The 16,041-nt window shown below is 71.1% G+C and carries 14 protein-coding genes and 1 riboswitch; of the genes, 8 read left to right on the top strand and 6 right to left on the bottom strand.

What is annotated here, in order from left to right:
• The first annotated feature begins 119 nt into the window (after positions 1–119).
• The 5 genes from NEH16_RS09285 (at position 120) to NEH16_RS09265 (ending at position 5,120) form a co-directional block, all read left to right on the top strand.
• Positions 120–1,346, top strand: coding sequence for a L,D-transpeptidase (locus NEH16_RS09285; RefSeq protein ID WP_265540970.1), 1,227 nt, complete (start codon positions 120–122; stop codon positions 1,344–1,346).
• Between the two features lie 177 nt (positions 1,347–1,523).
• Entirely contained in the window at positions 1,524–2,777 is a 1,254-nt protein-coding gene (locus NEH16_RS09280) for a L,D-transpeptidase (RefSeq protein ID WP_265540967.1), read from the top strand.
• Positions 2,778–2,909: 132 nt separating this feature from the next.
• On the top strand, positions 2,910–3,677 hold the full coding sequence (locus NEH16_RS09275; RefSeq protein WP_265540964.1) for an enoyl-CoA hydratase/isomerase family protein: 768 nt from the start codon (positions 2,910–2,912) through the stop codon (positions 3,675–3,677).
• A 274-nt stretch (positions 3,678–3,951) separates the two neighbouring features.
• Complete coding sequence (locus NEH16_RS09270; protein ID WP_026171446.1) at positions 3,952–4,467, top strand: ATP-binding protein; 516 nt, start codon at positions 3,952–3,954, stop codon at positions 4,465–4,467.
• Between the two features lie 437 nt (positions 4,468–4,904).
• On the top strand, positions 4,905–5,120 hold the full coding sequence (locus NEH16_RS09265; protein WP_265540961.1) for an EF-hand domain-containing protein: 216 nt from the start codon (positions 4,905–4,907) through the stop codon (positions 5,118–5,120).
• 160 nt (positions 5,121–5,280) lie between these two features.
• Here NEH16_RS09265 and NEH16_RS09260 read toward each other — a convergent pair whose 3' ends face one another.
• The 6 genes from NEH16_RS09260 to gcvT all read right to left on the bottom strand — a co-directional run bounded on the left by NEH16_RS09260 (position 5,281) and on the right by gcvT (position 13,129).
• Positions 5,281–6,150 carry a terpene synthase family protein gene (locus NEH16_RS09260; protein WP_430523745.1) on the bottom strand — a complete coding sequence of 290 codons (870 nt, stop codon included), beginning with the start codon at positions 6,148–6,150 and terminating at the stop codon, positions 5,281–5,283.
• Between the two features lie 734 nt (positions 6,151–6,884).
• The gene (metG, locus tag NEH16_RS09255; protein ID WP_073963850.1) at positions 6,885–8,591 is read right to left on the bottom strand and encodes a methionine--tRNA ligase; all 1,707 of its coding nucleotides are present in this window, start codon (positions 8,589–8,591) and stop codon (positions 6,885–6,887) included.
• A gap of 115 nt (positions 8,592–8,706) precedes the next feature.
• Positions 8,707–10,089 carry an L-serine ammonia-lyase gene (locus tag NEH16_RS09250; RefSeq protein ID WP_073963849.1) on the bottom strand — a complete coding sequence of 461 codons (1,383 nt, stop codon included), beginning with the start codon at positions 10,087–10,089 and terminating at the stop codon, positions 8,707–8,709.
• A gap of 166 nt (positions 10,090–10,255) precedes the next feature.
• Positions 10,256–11,515 (bottom strand): serine hydroxymethyltransferase, encoded by a 1,260-nt coding sequence (gene glyA, locus NEH16_RS09245; protein WP_073963848.1) that lies wholly within the window; start codon positions 11,513–11,515, stop codon positions 10,256–10,258.
• 19 nt (positions 11,516–11,534) lie between these two features.
• Positions 11,535–11,912 (bottom strand): glycine cleavage system protein GcvH, encoded by a 378-nt coding sequence (gene gcvH, locus NEH16_RS09240; protein ID WP_073963847.1) that lies wholly within the window; start codon positions 11,910–11,912, stop codon positions 11,535–11,537.
• A gap of 101 nt (positions 11,913–12,013) precedes the next feature.
• Complete coding sequence (gcvT, locus tag NEH16_RS09235) at positions 12,014–13,129, bottom strand: glycine cleavage system aminomethyltransferase GcvT (protein ID WP_073963846.1); 1,116 nt, start codon at positions 13,127–13,129, stop codon at positions 12,014–12,016.
• A 144-nt stretch (positions 13,130–13,273) separates the two neighbouring features.
• Positions 13,274–13,367: riboswitch (glycine riboswitch) on the bottom strand.
• Positions 13,368–13,551: 184 nt separating this feature from the next.
• Here gcvT and NEH16_RS09230 point away from each other — a divergent pair.
• The 3 genes from NEH16_RS09230 (at position 13,552) to NEH16_RS09220 (ending at position 16,012) form a co-directional block, all read left to right on the top strand.
• On the top strand, positions 13,552–14,235 hold the full coding sequence (locus NEH16_RS09230; RefSeq protein WP_265540956.1) for an AAA family ATPase: 684 nt from the start codon (positions 13,552–13,554) through the stop codon (positions 14,233–14,235).
• A 124-nt stretch (positions 14,236–14,359) separates the two neighbouring features.
• Positions 14,360–15,130: an enhanced serine sensitivity protein SseB gene (locus NEH16_RS09225; protein ID WP_073963844.1), complete on the top strand. Its 771-nt coding sequence runs from the start codon at positions 14,360–14,362 to the stop codon at positions 15,128–15,130.
• A gap of 114 nt (positions 15,131–15,244) precedes the next feature.
• Positions 15,245–16,012: an enhanced serine sensitivity protein SseB C-terminal domain-containing protein gene (locus tag NEH16_RS09220; RefSeq protein WP_265540953.1), complete on the top strand. Its 768-nt coding sequence runs from the start codon at positions 15,245–15,247 to the stop codon at positions 16,010–16,012.
• Positions 16,013–16,041 lie beyond the last annotated feature (29 nt).

Genomic DNA, 16,041 nt, shown 5'->3' with positions numbered 1-16,041 from the left:
CGGAAGGGGGTGTGCGGCGTCCCGGCCGCGGCTCCCCGAGTGCGGCCGTCCCCTGTGTTCTGCCCACCGGGCGGCCCGCACTCACGTTTCCCCCGAGCCGCCCCCGTCGTTGGGGGGACATGACTGACGTAGCGAAGAAGGCAGGGGCGCCCCCGTTCGCCGCATCGCACGGGCGGTGCCTGGTCGCCGTGCTGGCCTTGCTGGCCGTGCTGACGGGCTGTTCGGGCGCCGGTTCGTTCATCGGCGGGAAGGGGAAGTCGCAGGAGGCCATCCGGGTCACGCCCGCCGACCGGGCTGAGGACGTCCGGGCGGACGGCCGGGTCGCGGTGGAGGTCCCGGACGGCCGGCTGGAGAGCGTCCGGGTGCGGCGGATCGAGGACGCGCAGGAGCAGGAGGTGCCGGGCCGGATCGCCGAGGACGGCCACTCCTGGGCACCGGCGAAGGGGGCGCGGCTCGGGCTCGCCGCCAAGTACAGCGTCGACGCGGTCGCGGTGGACGGCGGCGGCCACCGCGCGGCCCGGCACACCACCTTCACCACCGCCGTCCCCCAGGACCGCTTCATCGGCTACTTCAAGCCGGAGAACCGCTCGACCGTCGGCACCGGGATGATCGTCTCCTTCGAGTTCAACCGGCCCGTCACCCGGCGGGCGGCGGTGGAGCGGGCGATCCGGGTGACCGCCGATCCGCCGGTGGCCGTGGCGGGGCACTGGTTCGGCAGGAGCCGCCTGGACTTCCGCCCCGAGGAGTACTGGCAGCCCGGCACCGAGGTCACCGTGGACATCGGGCTGGCCGATGTGGAGGGTGCGCCGGGGGTGTACGGCAGCCAGCGCAAGACCGTGCGCTTCACCGTGGGCCGGGAGCAGATCTCCCGGGTGGACTCCGCCGCTCACACGATGGAGGTGCGCCGGGACGGGGAGTTGGTCTCCACGGTCCCGGTCACCGCGGGCTCCCCGACGACCACCACGTACAACGGCAAGATGGTCGTGAGCGAGATGCACGAGGTGACGCGGATGGACGGGCGGACCGTCGGCTTCGGCGGCGAGTACGACATCAAGGACGTGCCGCACGCCATCCGGCTGACCAAGTCCGGGACCTTCCTGCACGGCAACTACTGGTCCGACGACAGCGTGTTCGGCTCCACCAACGTCAGCCACGGCTGCATCGGGCTGCGGGACGTGCAGGGCGGCAGCGGCTCGACCCCGGCCGGCTGGTTCTTCGACCGCACCCTCATCGGGGACGTGGTCGAGGTGGTCAACTCCCCGGACAAGACGGTCGCACCGGACAACGGACTCGGCGGCTGGAACCTGGACTGGGCCAAGTGGCGGGCGGGTTCCGCGCTCACGTAGCGGGGCGGCGCGGACCCGGCGCCACTTGGGACGGAACGGTGACAATTCCGAGAGGATCTGCCCGCAGTCGGTGTGATTATCTCTCTGCTGAGCGCGCGTGTGCAGTGCGCGGGGGCGGGAACCCACGGGTTCCCCGGGCCTTGGCGGGGCCAGGCCGTGTGAGGGGAGACGACCACATTGAACGGGCAGCCGATATCGGGGACATCGGCCGGGACGGGCGGCAGGCGGCGGCTGCGGGGAGCCACCGGCCTGCCGGCCCTGGCGGTGGGCGCGCTGTTGCTTCTGGTGACGGCCTGCGGCGGGGGAGACGCCGACGCGGGTGGTGCGGACGGCAAGGCGGGCGGGGTCAAGAACCAGGACACCAGCGCCTCGCAGGCCGTGGTGACCGTCGCGCCCAAGGACGGGACCGACGACGTCGCGACGAGCGGCGCGCTGAAGGTCACCGCCGCGCAGGGGAAGCTGACGGTCGTCAAGGTCTCGGACCCCAAGGGCGGCGAGGTCGAGGGGAAGATCGCGGCGGACGGCGCCAGCTGGGTGCCCGACCGGCACCTGGCATCGGCGACCAAGTACAAGGTCCACGCGGTGGCCAAGGACGCCAAGGGCCGTGAGTCCGCGAAGGACACCTCCTTCACCACGCTCGTCCCCAAGAACACCTTCATCGGCCAGTACACCCCGGAGGACGGCTCGACGGTCGGCGTCGGCATGCCGGTCTCCATCCACTTCACGCGCGGCATCACCGACCCGGCGGCCGTCGAGAAGGCCATCGAGGTGACCGCCGAGCCCGCCGTCCCCGTCGAGGGCCACTGGTTCGGCAACGACCGCCTGGACTTCCGCCCCGAGCACTACTGGGCCGCCGGCACCAAGGTGACCGTGAAGCTCAACCTCGACGGCGTCGAGGGCCGGCCCGGGGTCTACGGCAAGCAGGCCAAGACCCTCTCCTTCACCATCGGCCGCAGCCAGGTCAGCACCGTCGACGCGAAGACGCACCGGATGAAGGTCGTCCGGGACGACAAGCAGATCAGGGACATCCCGATCTCGGCGGGCGCCCCGGCCACCACCACGTACAACGGCCAGATGGTCATCAGCGAGAAGCTGCGGGTGACCCGGATGAACGGCGACACCGTCGGCTTCGGCGGCGAGTACGACATCAAGGACGTGCCGCACGCGATGCGCCTGTCCACCTCGGGCACCTTCATCCACGGCAACTACTGGGGCGGCCCGGGGGTGTTCGGCAACGCCAACACCAGCCACGGCTGCGTCGGCCTCCAGGACGTGCGCGGCGGCGGCAGCTCCTCCACGCCGGCGGCCTGGTTCTTCAACAACTCGCTCATCGGCGACGTCGTGGTCGTGAAGAACTCGCACGACAAGACCATCAGCCCGGACAACGGCCTCAACGGCTGGAACATGAGCTGGTCGGAGTGGACCAAGTAGCTCCACGCCCCTCACACCCCGGCGGGCCCGGCACCGAGATCCACGGTGCCGGGCCCGCCCGCGTCCGCCGTGACGCACGGTACCGCCCCCGGCCCCTGCGGCCCCGCGTTAGCGCCGGTTAACCTGCACCCCATGACCGTAACCCTCGAAGTAAGCGACGGCGTCGGCACCATCCGCCTGGACCGTCCGCCGATGAACGCCCTGGACGTGGCGACCCAGGACCGGCTGCGCGAGCTCGCCGAAGAGGCGTCCCGACGCGATGACGTGCGCGCCGTGGTGCTCTACGGCGGCGAGAAGGTGTTCGCGGCGGGCGCGGACATCAAGGAGATGCAGGCGATGGACCACGCGGCCATGGTGCTGCGCTCCAAGGCCCTCCAGGACTCCTTCACCGCCGTCGCCCGCATCCCCAAGCCCGTCGTCGCGGCCGTCAGCGGCTACGCGCTCGGCGGCGGCTGCGAACTGGCCCTCTGCGCCGACTTCCGCATCGCCGGGGACAACGCCAAGCTCGGCCAGCCGGAGATCCTGCTCGGCCTCATCCCGGGCGCCGGCGGCACCCAGCGGCTCGCCCGGCTGGTCGGCCCCGCCAAGGCCAAGGACCTCATCTTCACCGGCCGCCACGTCCGGGCGGACGAGGCCCTGACGATGGGGCTGGTGGACCGCGTGGTGCCCGCCGCCGAGGTGTACGAGCAGGCGCACGCCTGGGCGGCCAAGCTGGCCAAGGGCCCGGCGCTGGCGCTGCGCGCGGCCAAGGAGGCCGTCGACGCCGGACTCGAGACGGACATCGACACGGGCCTCACGATCGAACGGACCTGGTTCGCCGGTCTGTTCGCCACGGAGGACCGGGAACGCGGAATGCGCAGCTTCGTGGAGGAGGGCCCGGGCAAGGCGAAATTCCTCTGACCGAGAGGTGGTTGAAGCCCCGACCGAACGCCGATGGAGAACGCGAACGGGCACGTTCATCCGTGCGGGCGGATTAGCGGAACCTTAAGGGAACCTTAAGAGGGGCCGCGCCCGGGGCGTCGGAGAACCCGACCAGAAGGATTGTTTTCGCAGGTCAGGTGGGCTGTTTTGGGTCGCTCGGTGCCGCTGGCATATGCCGGACAGCCCTCGGGGAACGACTGATTGCGGGTCGCGTATTCCCTAGGAACGGCCCCGGAAGGCCCGCTGTGCGGCCATGATGGTGTGCATGGCGGGCCTGGAGGGTGTGGAGCAGCCGCGACCGCGCAGCAGCGCGACAGCGGCACGGAGATTGCCGGCCGTCGAGGACGAACAGGCGTTCAAAGCGCTGGAGTTGTTCGGAAACCCGACGGAGGAAGAAGTCCGGCTGCCCTCCCGCCCGGAGTCCGCGGCCACCGCCCGGCGGCTCACCTCGTGCGTCGTCCTGCATCAGTGGGCGCTCTCCTCGCAGGCCGCCGAGCACGCCGTCCTGCTCGTCTCCGAGCTCGTCGGCAACGCCGTGCGGCATACCGGGGCCCGGGTCTTCGGGCTGCGCATGCTGCGCCGCCGGGGCTGGATCAGGATCGAGGTGCGCGACCCCTCGCGCGGCCTGCCCTGCCTGATGCCGGTCCGCGAGATGGACATCAGCGGGCGGGGCCTCATGCTCGTGGACAAGCTCTCCGACCGCTGGGGCGTGGACCTCTTACCCCGGGGCAAGACCACCTGGTTCGAGATGCGCATTTCCGACCGCTGACCCCGTTTTCCGCAGGACTCCGCAGGACTCCGCAGGCCGTCCCGGGCAGACAGAAGCCCCCGTGTCGGCCGTGGTGCGGCGCCTCGGGGGCTTCTGTGGGGGGACCGTGAAATGGGGGGTGTGTTCACGGCCGCTCATGACGACCTGGCCCGGGTCAATGGGGGTCGTGTCATCGACTATGACAGACGGAAGACTCCCCAGCCAAAGCCGTATTCTTCGCATACTGCTGCACACTCGGACATTTCGACGAAGAAACGCAGGTGTGGTGGGTCACTCGCCTGGAAATCGATGAGTATTCATGAGTTCACGCGCATGATCCATTGATCGTCCACGATGTGGACGGCGTGTGCCGGTTCGCTGCCCCTCCCACGCGTCGGCGTGCCCGGGGCGCCCGATAATCTGAGCCCCGTCAGACAGTCATACGAAGGGGCGGAACAGTGGCGGACATCGAGTCGGCACGCAAGGCGTTCGAGCGGTACGACCTGAACGGCGACGGGCTGATCTCGGCCGCCGAGTACAAGAGCGTCATGGCGCAGCTGGGTGACCCGTACGTCAGCGAGCCGGTCGCGCAGGCCGTGATCAACTCCCACGACGCGAACGGCGACGGGCTCCTCACGTTCGACGAGTTCTGGGCCTCCCAGAACAAGGGCTGATCCGGACGGCCGCCGGGGCCGCTGGTTCCGGCCACCGGCGGCCTCCCCGGCCTCCGGGTCGGCGGCGCGGTCCCGGCGCGGCGAGGAATGTCCGGAAATCGCTGACGCGGCCCCGCGCGCCGGTCCCGGACACCGCCCCGCCCGCCCCCGCTCCGCCCCGTCAGGCCGCGAAGTTGCGGGACATCGAGCCGTCCTCCTCGATCTCCGTCAGTTCCGGACGCGTGTAGCGCTCGGCCCGCGCGTGGTAGTCGAAGTCGCCCCGTACGAGCCCCCGGTAGTCCGCGACGCAGCGCTCCAGGGCGATGCGCGTCGGGCCCTCGATTCCCGCCGCCTCGATCTCCTGCACGAGTTCCTTCTCCGCGCGCTGCACCCGGTCGGCGATACGGCCGAGCAGAATTCCGGCTTCGTCCACCGCCTCCTGGAGCGAGCAGCCGCGGTCGCGCTGGAGCAGCCGGACGGTGTTGTGCTCGTATCCGAGTACCGCCTCCTTCTCGAACGAGCAGATGTCGTTGCAGAGCCCGGAATGGTCGGCCACCGCATTGCGCAGCGCGATATAGGCGGGCAGGCTCCGGGCGGATTCCGGAAGGTCGATTCCGGCGGTGATCTCGTGCAGATCCAGGAACGGCTGCATCGCCACGGAATCGCGGCGGTGCTTCACGAAGTCGGCGGTGCTCGGCACATGTCCGGCCGCCCGGTCCACCGCTTCCGCGTAGTACGTCCACAGCCACGCCGCCGTGTCCCGCCGGAACTGCCGTACCCAGTGCGCCGGGCGGTCCACGCAGGTCCGGGCGAGCAGTTCGTCCAGCGCGTGCTCCATGCGGCCGACGGGCGCCCGCACCCCGTCCAGGACGTCCACCAGACGCCCGATCGCGCTCTCGCACAGCCGGGGGTCGCGCCCGGCCGGGCCGTCGTCGAACTCGTCGTCCACCAGGAAGGCCCAGAAGAGCCACTGGCAGAACAGGTCCAGATGTTTCTGCGAGGCCCGGGGGAATATCAGCGAGATCCAGAGTTCCGGGCGGGTTCTGGTCATTTTCTTCACGGCCACGGGCGACAGGACGAGCTCACTTGCCTCCGCCCATTCCCAGGCGGCCTTCTTCGTCTTCTCGATTCCCGGATGACATCCCGCACTTTCGAACGGCATGTGGAATTCGGGAAGCGCGATCTTGCTCATGGTGCACCTCGTCATGACGATAAGAACAGGGCAGGGGGATGCGCGAGACGGATACGCGCACGCGGAACGCGCGACGACGAATGGCGAACGCGCGCCCGGCCGGACGCCGACGGCCCGCACCGGCACGGCGGAAGCGCGGTGGGATCGCGGGCCGGCCGCGACGGAGCCCGCCGCGCCGGTGGCCCGGCGTGGGTGCGGCAGGCGGTCAGCGGGAGAAACCCGCCGACCCGCTCCGGACGGCCGTACGCGGCCCGCACGGCCGGATCACGCCGTGGGCGTGCCGGGGAAGGGGCGGCTGGCATGGCTGTCCTCTTTCCTCCGCGCGGACCGGGGCAGCGCGCCGCCTGACGTGCTCGGCTGTCGCGTCACCACTCGTCACGTCCAGTGAACTCCCCACGAGCAAGGGAGGGAAGGAGCAGGTGACCGAAAATGTGTGATCGACATGAACTCCTGCGCGGTTGTGAGCAGTTGGCGTACTCGTGGGTCGCGCGGGAGCGGCGGCGGCTCGAACAGGCGGACCGGTGGGCTCCGGAACGCGAAGTCGCCCGGCCGGAAGGACCCGGCCGGGCGACGACGTACGAACTACGCGGGGACTACTGGGCGCCGAAGCGCGAGCGCCACGCCTCCAGGTCCTCGTCGGTGATCTTGGCGAAGAGCACTGGCGGCACCGTGAACGCGGTCCCGGCCGGCACGGACGCCAGGGCGCGGGCCTCGTCGGCGCTCACCCAGGTCGCCGTGTCGTCCGCCAGGGCGAACGCCTCGCGCATGGCCCGGGCGGAAGACGGGATGAACGGCTCCGAGACGACCGCGTACAGGTGGATCAGGTTCATCGCGGTGCGCAGCGTGAGCGCGGCGCCGTCCTGGTCGGTCTTGATCTCCAGCCAGGGGGCCTTCTCCTCCAGGTAGGAGTTGCCCGCGCTCCACAGCGCGCGCAGCGCCTGGGCCGCCTTGCGGAACTGGAGCGCCTCCATGTGGCCCTCGTACTCCGCGAGCAGCCGCGCGATCTCCTCGCCCAGCTTCCGCTCGGCCTCCCCGGCCTCCTTGCCGGCCGGGACCTCGTCGCCGAACCGCTTGCGCGAGAAGGACAGCACCCGGTTCACGAAGTTCCCGAGGGTGTCGGCCAGGTCCTTGTTGACCGAGGTGGCGAACAGCTCCCAGGTGAACGACGTGTCGTCCGACTCGGGGGCCTGCGCCATCAGGAAGTAGCGCCAGTAGTCCGCGGGCAGCAGCTCCAGGGCGGTGTCCGAGAAGATGCCGCGCTGCTGCGACGTCGAGAACTTGCCGCCGTAGTAGTTCAGCCAGTTGAACGCCTTGACGTGGTCGACCCGCTTGACCGGCTCACGGGTGCCGATCTGCATCGCCGGGAACATCACCGTGTGGAACGGGACGTTGTCCTTGGCCATGAACTGCGTGTACCGGACGTCGGACGCCTCGTACCACCAGGACTTCCAGTCCCGGGTCTCCGGCTCCAGGTCCGCCCACTCCTTCGTCGCCCCGACGTACTCGATGGGGGCGTCGAACCAGACGTAGAAGACCTTGCCCTCGGCCGCCAGCTCCGGCCAGGTGTCGGCCGGGACCGGCACGCCCCACTCCAGGTCACGGGTGATCGACCGGTCGTGCAGGCCCTCGGTGAGCCACTTGCGGGCGATCGAGGACGCCAGGTGCGGCCACTCGTCGCTGGTCTCGTCGATCCACGCCTCGACCTCGCCGGACAGCTTCGACTGGAGGAGGAAGAGGTGCTTGGTCTCGCGGACCTCCAGCTCGCTGCTGCCGCTGATCGCGGAGCGCGGCTCGATCAGGTCCGTCGGGTCCAGCACCCGGGTGCAGTTCTCGCACTGGTCGCCGCGCGCCTTGTCGTATCCGCAATGCGGGCACGTACCGACGATGTAGCGGTCCGGCAGGAAGCGGTCGTCGGCGATCGAGAAGACCTGGCGGATCGCCCGCTCCTCGATGAAGCCGTTCTCGTGCAGCTTGCGGGCGAAGTGCTGGGTGATGTCGCGGTTCTCGGCGGACGAGCTGCGCCCGAAGTAGTCGAACGCGAGCCCGAACCCGTCGTAGACCGCCTTCTGCGCGTCGTGCTGCTGCGCGCAGAACTCGGCGACCGGCAGCCCGGCCGCCTTCGCGGCCAGCTCCGCCGGGGTGCCGTGCTCGTCGGTGGCGCAGATGTACAGCGCCTCCTCGCCCCGCTGGCGCAGATACCGCGTATAGACGTCCGCCGGGAGCATCGACCCGACCAGGTTCCCCAGGTGCTTGATCCCATTGATGTAGGGAAGCGCGCTGGTGATCAGGTGTCGAGTCATCGTCGGATGCTCCCAGTTTCTAAGGTGCCGGTGCCTCTGTCGCAGGCCGTTTTGCATCCTATCGAACCGGGGGCACCCCCCTTTACCGGATTTCCGGCGCCCCCGGCACGGCGCCTCAGCACTCGATGATGTTCACCGCGAGACCGCCCCGCGCCGTCTCCTTGTACTTGACGCTCATGTCGGCGCCGGTCTCCTTCATCGTCTTGATGACCTTGTCGAGGGAGACCTTGTGGCTGCCGTCGCCGCGCAGGGCCATCTTCGCCGCCGTGACCGCCTTCACCGCGGCCATGCCGTTGCGCTCGATGCACGGGATCTGGACGAGGCCGCCGACCGGGTCGCAGGTCAGGCCCAGATTGTGTTCCATGCCGATCTCGGCGGCGTTCTCCACCTGCTCCGGGGTGCCGCCCAGGACCTCGGCGAGGGCGCCGGCGGCCATGGAGCAGGCGGAGCCGACCTCGCCCTGGCAGCCGACCTCGGCGCCGGAGATGGAGGCGTTCTCCTTGAACAGCATGCCGATCGCGCCGGCGGCCAGCAGGAAGCGGACGATGCCGTCCTCCTTCTCGGCCTCCGTGCAGCCGCCCGCGGCGAAGTTCATCCAGTAGTGCAGGACGGCCGGGATGATGCCGGCCGCGCCGTTCGTCGGGGCGGTGACCACGCGGCCGCCCGCCGCGTTCTCCTCGTTGACCGCCATCGCGTACAGGGTGATCCACTCCATGGCGTGCGTCTGGGGGTCGCCCTCCGCGCGCAGCTGGCGGGCGGTCTTCGCGGCGCGGCGGTGCACCCGGAGGCCGCCGGGCAGGACGCCCTCGCGGGACATCCCGCGCGTCACGCACTCCTGCATGGCCCGCCAGATTCCGAGCAGCCCGGAGCGGATCTCCTCCTCGGTGCGCCAGGCGCGCTCGTTCTCCAGCATCAGCGAGGAGATCGACAGACCGGTCTCGCGGGCCAGGCGCAGCAGCTCGTCGCCGGTGCGGAAGGGGTGCTTCAGGACCGTGTCGTCGAGCACGATCCGGTCCTCGCCCACGGCGTCCTCGTCCACGACGAACCCGCCGCCGACCGAGTAGTACGTCTTCTCCAGGAGCGGGGCGCCCTCGGCGTCGTACGCGAAGACGGTCATGCCGTTGGCGTGGTACGGGAGCGCCTTGCGGCGGTGCAGGATCAGCTGCTCGTCCGCGTCGAAGGGGATCTCGTGCATCCCGAGCAGGTTGATCCGGCCGGTGGAGCGGATCGCCTCGACCCGCTCGTCGGCCGTCTCCACGTCGACGGTGCGCGGGGACTCGCCCTCCAGGCCGAGCAGGACCGCCTTGGGGGTGCCGTGGCCGTGGCCGGTGGCGCCGAGGGAGCCGTACAGCTCGGCGCGGACCGAGGCGGTGTGGGCGAGCAGGCCCTCGTTCTTCAGCCGGCGCGCGAACATACGGGCCGCGCGCATGGGGCCGACCGTATGGGAGCTGGACGGGCCGATGCCGATCGAGAACAGGTCGAAGACCGAGATGGCCACGGGGGGACTCCTAAGGGTTGGTAGACGCCGTTGTCTGCCGGGTGGTGCGGTACGGGCGGGACGGCCCGGAGTGCAATGAGACAAAGCGGGGGACAAGGGACGGGGCACCGCGCCCACTGTTCAGTGTGCGGGTGCCCCTCCCGGAGGCGCGAACGCGCCGGTTCGGCTACTTCAGGCCGGGGTACAGCGGGAACTTCTCGGCGAGCTTCGCGACCCGGGCCTTCAGGTCGTCCGCGTCGTAGGACGGCTTGAGGGCCGAGGCGATGATCTCGGCGACCTCGGTGAAGTCCTCGGCGCGGAAGCCGCGGGTGGCCAGGGCCGGGGTGCCGATCCGGAGGCCGGAGGTGACCATCGGCGGGCGCGGGTCGTTGGGGATGGCGTTCCGGTTGACCGTGATGCCGACCTCGTGGAGCCGGTCCTCGGCCTGCTGGCCGTCCAGCTCCGAGTTGCGCAGGTCCACCAGGACCAGGTGCACGTCGGTGCCGCCGGACAGGACGGAGACGCCGACCTCGGTGACGTCGGGCTGGACCAGGCGCTCGGCCAGGATGCGGGCACCCTCCAGGGTGCGCTGCTGGCGCTCCTTGAACTCCTCGCCCGCCGCGACCTTGAAGGAGACCGCCTTGGCCGCGATCACATGCTCCAGCGGGCCGCCCTGCTGACCCGGGAAGACCGCCGAGTTGATCTTCTTGGCGAGTTCCTGGGTGGAGAGGATCACACCGCCGCGCGGACCGCCGAGGGTCTTGTGCGTGGTGGTGGTGACGACGTGGGCGTGCGGCACCGGGTTGGGGTGCAGGCCCGCGGCGACCAGACCGGCGAAGTGCGCCATGTCGACCATCAGGTACGCGCCGACCTCGTCCGCGATGCGGCGGAAGGCGGCGAAGTCCAGCTGGCGCGGGTAGGCGGACCAGCCGGCGACGATCAGCTGCGGCTTGGCCTCCTTGGCCAGGCGCTCCACCTCGGCCATGTCCACGACACCGGTGTCGTCGACGTGGTACGGGACCACGTTGTAGAGCTTGCCGGAGAAGTTGATCTTCATGCCGTGGGTCAGGTGACCGCCGTGCGCCAGGTTCAGGCCCATGATCGTGTCGCCCGGCTTCAGCAGCGCGAACATCGCGGCGGCGTTCGCCTGCGCACCGGAGTGCGGCTGGACGTTCGCGGCCTCGGCGCCGAAGAGCGCCTTGATCCGGTCGATCGCGATCTGCTCGACCACGTCGACGTGCTCGCAGCCGCCGTAGTAGCGGCGGCCGGGGTAGCCCTCGGCGTACTTGTTGGTCAGGACGGAGCCCTGTGCCTCCATGACCGCGACCGGAGCGAAGTTCTCCGAGGCGATCATTTCGAGCGTGGACTGCTGGCGCAGGAGCTCGGCGTCGACGGCGGCGGCGACGTCCGGGTCCAGCTCGTGGAGGGAGGAGTTGAGAAGCGACATCAGGTGGTCCCTTGGGGTCTCAGTTGCCGGAGAACTCGGTGTACTCGTCGGCGGAGAGCAGGTCCTTCGGCTCCTCCGCGACGCGTACCTTGAACAGCCAGCCGCCTTCGAACGGGGCGGAATTGACCAGCGACGGGTCGTCCACGACGGCCTGGTTGGACTCCGTGATCTCACCGGTCACCGGGGAGTACAGGTCGCTGACCGACTTGGTCGACTCCAGCTCGCCGCAGGTCTCGCCCGCGGTCACCGTGTCACCGACCTCGGGAAGCTGCGCGTAGACGACGTCACCGAGCGCGTTGGCCGCGTGCTCGGTGATGCCGACCGTGGCCACACCGTCCTCGGCGGGCGACAGCCACTCGTGCTCCTTGCTGTACCGCAGCTGCTGGGGGTTGCTCATGGTCTGAATTCTCCTGTACGCGGGGAGTGCGGATGAACGGTGGTCTTACGGTGTGAGACGGGACCGCGTCACGTACGCGGCACCGGCCGGGTCCTACGGTTCTACTTCTTGCGCTTGTAGAAGGGGAGCGCCACGACCTCGTACGGCTCGTGGCTGCCTCGGATCTCCACCGCGACTCCGGCGGTGCCCGGCTCGGCGTGCGCCGCGTCGACGTACGCCATGGCGATCGGCCTGCCCAGGGTGGGGGAGGGGGCCCCGGAGGTGACCTCGCCGATGACCTGGCCGTCCGCGACGACCGGGAAGCCGGCGCGCGGCACCCGGCGGCCCTCGGCGACCAGGCCCACGAGCTTGCGCGGCGGGGCGGTCTCGGCGCGCTCCGCGGCGGCCTCCAGCGCCTTGCGGCCGACGAAGTCGCCGTCCTTCTCGAACTTCACGACCCGGCCCAGCCCGGCGTCGAACGGGGTCAGCGAGGTCGTCAGCTCGTGCCCGTACAGCGGCATGCCCGCCTCCAGGCGCAGCGTGTCGCGGCAGGAGAGGCCGCACGGGATCAGGCCGTGCGCGGCGCCCGCGTCGGTGAGCGCCCGCCACAGCTGCTCGGCGTGGCCGGGCGCGACGAACAGCTCGAAGCCGTCCTCGCCGGTGTAGCCGGTACGGGCGATCAGCGCGGGCACCCCGGCGACGACCCCGGGCAGCCCGGCGTAGTACTTCAGGCCGTCCAGGTCGGCGTCGGTCACCGCCGCGAGGATCGCCGGGGACTCGGGGCCCTGCACGGCGAGCAGCGCGTACGTGTCGCGGTCGTCGCGGACCTCGGCGTCGAAGCCGGCGGCGCGCTCGGTGAGCTTGTCCAGGACGAGCTGGGCGTTGCCGGCGTTGGCGACGACCATGTACTCCGTGTCCTGGAGGCGGTAGACGATCAGGTCGTCCAGGATGCCGCCGTCCTCGGCGCAGATCATCGTGTAGCGGGCCCGGCCGGTGGAGACCGTGCCGATGTTGCCGACCAGCGCGTGGTTCAGCAGGTCCACGGCCTGCGGGCCGGTGACGGTGATCTCGCCCATGTGGGACAGGTCGAAGAGGCCGGCCTTCGTGCGGACGGCGTTGTGCTCGTCGCGCTCGCTGGCGTAACGCAGCGGCATGTCCCAGCCCGCGAAGTCGGTCATGGTGGCGCCCAGCGAACGATGCAGCGCATCGAGGGCAGTGAGACGAGGGGTGCTGCTCATGAAACGGGCTCCCAGGGCATGACGACGGTGAGGACGATCCCTCCCCATCTGTCATCGGAACCTGAGAGGTTCGCCGAGAGGCCCCGCGGGGGTTCGGCTTGCACCTTGGGTGGAGCCGCCGGGCGGCTCGCTTTTCAGATCTGCCTCATCCACGCGGTACGGGGCCTGAGAGATTCAAGGGAGGATCTTGCTCCTTCGGCGCCCGGCACGGTGACCGGGACTCTCCCGCGCGGATTCAAGCGGCCTGTATGCAGTTGGCGGGGTCATCATCGCACGCATTCCGGGGGAGCGGGGCCCCGGGACCGGTGGGGCCCGTCACGCTTCCGCGGCGGGTCGGACGGTTGCCTCGCATTACCTTTTCTTTACACTTCGAGGGTAGGTATCGGTCCTGCACGCGTCGGCCGTACGGCCAGGGGGAGGCGATGACGTTGCGCTACGCGACGACCGCGGGAACCACGAGCACCGCCCTGCCCGCGCAGTCCGGCTCCCCGCCCCGGCAGGCGGCCGGCACGCATCCACCGGTCGTCCGGGACCTGCGCGGCCGGTCCGGGCGCGGCCCGCGCGCCCTGGGCTTCGCCGCCGGGGACGTCGTGGTCGTCTCCGGGCTCCCCGGCAGCGGCAAGTCCACGCTGATCTCCCGCACCGCCCCGGCCCACGCCATCGACTCCCAGGACACCCGGGACCGCTGGGCCCGCCGACTGCCCGGCTTACTCCCGTACGTCCTCTACCGCCCGCTCGTCCGCCTCGCCCACTACTGGGGCCTGCGGCAGGCGCTGCGCTCCGGCGCCTCCGTCGTCGTCCACGACTGCGGTACGCAGAGCTGGGTCCGCGCCCGGCTCGCCCGCCATGCCCGGCGCCGGGGCGCCCGCCTGCATCTGGTCCTGCTCGACGTCCCCGCCCGGACCGCGCGCGAGGGCCAGCGCGAGCGCGGCCGGGGCGTCTCCGCGTACGCCTTCGCCCGGCACCGCAGAGCCGTGGGGCGGCTGCTGCGGGACACCGAGGCGGGGCTGCTGCCGTACGGCTGCGCCTCGGCGGTGCTGCTCGACCGCGAGGCGGCCGGGGCGCTCAGCCGCATCACGTTCGCAGACGCACAGACCGACGGCTGAAAACGGACCGTCCAACGGCTGGACGGTAGCCGGGACGAGCCGTTTCCGGACAGCCCCTGACAGCGACGGCGACCCGGTGAGGCCGTACCCTCTTGCTGCACGGCAACGGGGCGAGAGGGAAGCAGTGGACATTCCGGCACAGGCCGGGAGCCTGCCGCACGGCGGCTGGCCGGCCAATGAACTCGAAGAGGTGCTGGGCGCCTCGCTCGGCGTCCCGGAGGCGGGCGGCCGCCTGCTGGAGGTGCTCGGCCGCAGCCATGTCTGGGTGCCGTTGCCGGGCGGCGGCGGACCCGGCGCCCAGGACCTCGACCTCCCCGCGATGGAGATCGACGGCGCCGCGTACGTCCCCGTCTACAGCTCCGAGCACCAGTTCCTCACCTGTGTCGGCGCGCAGATGTCCTTCACCATCGCCCCCGCCGTCGAGTTCGCCCGCGGACTGCCCCCGCAGCTCGGCATCGCCGTCAACCCGGGCGGCGCCGTCGGCATGCCACTGCCCCCGCCCGCCGTCGCCGAGCTGTGCCGGGCCGGGCGCACCCCGCTCGACGGCCCGGCGACCGGGGGCCGGGTCCGGCTGTACGAGCCGGACTGGAAGGAGGAGCCCGTCGACTTCCTGGCCGCCGCCGCCGGCGAGTTCCAGGAGAGCGGCGTCGTCCGCACCGCCCGCCGGGTCCTGGCCAGCATCGAGGGCGACGACCCCGTGCTCTTCGTCGGCGTCGAGTTCTCCACCTGGGACGGCGCCGGGCAGAGCGCCCCGATGGACGCCCTGGGCCGGGCGCTCGGCCGCGTCGCCGTGCCGTGGCCGGTCAACCTCGTCCTCCTCGACGTGGCGCAGGACCCGGTCGCCGACTGGATGCGCGAGCGGGTGCGCCCCTTCTACACGCGCGCCCCGGAGTGACCGGGGGCGGCCGCCGCGTCAAGCCGGTGACAGCGCCGCCGCATAAGCTGGTTTGATGGCCGAAGGCCGATGCCCGGTGGCCGAAGCAGAGGATCTACGAGGGGCGGGACCAGGGTGAGTGCGTCAGGCACCGCGGCGGCCGGTCAGGTCGAGCACATGCTGCGACAGGTCGCGCCCGGCCGCTACGACGCGTACGAGGCGCTGCTCCGGGCCCTCGCGACCGGCCGGGTCTGGATGCTCCTCTGGCACGGCCGCCCCGGCGCCCCCGACGCCCAGTACGGGAACATGGAGGTCGACGGACTCGGGTACGCCCCGTGCGTCACCTCCCCCCAGGAGCTCGCCGCCAGCGGCTGGAGCCGGGACCACGAGGTCGTCGCCGGACTGGACGTCGCGCGCGCCCTCTACCCCGACCGCTGGGGCGTCTGGCTCAATCCGCACGCCCCCGGCGGCGGCGTCGGCATCCCCTGGCTGGACCTGCGCCGCATCGCGACCGGCCTCGACCGGATGCCCGCCGGACCGCTGCGGATCAGCGAACCCGCCATCGACATCCCGCGGTTCTACGCCCAGCTCACGCAGAACGCCCACCACACCCCCGCGATCCGCTCGCTGCGCCGCGCCTGGGTGCAGCCCGCGCTCGGCGTCCCGTACCTCGCCGTCGGGCTCGACCTGTACGACACGAGCGGGCCGTCCGTCGACGCGGTGCGCGCGATGATGCGCCAGTCGGTCGGCGCCGTCCCCGAGGGCCTGCCGGTCTCCACGGTCGCGATGTCCGACGAGTACGACCCGGTCGCGATGTGGCTGCGCGTCAACTCCCGTCCGTTCTACGACCGCGAGGCGCACGCCGCGCCCGGTTACGGCTACCCGCAGACGCCCGCGTACTGAGCCCGCGTCAGGCCACCGGCACATCGGGG

The sequence above is a fragment of the Streptomyces drozdowiczii genome, from assembly GCF_026167665.1.
Taxonomy (GTDB): Bacteria; Actinomycetota; Actinomycetes; order Streptomycetales; family Streptomycetaceae; genus Streptomyces; species Streptomyces drozdowiczii_A.
The sequence above is the reverse complement of the archived record's forward strand: the minus strand, read 5'-3'. Positions and strand labels throughout refer to the sequence as shown.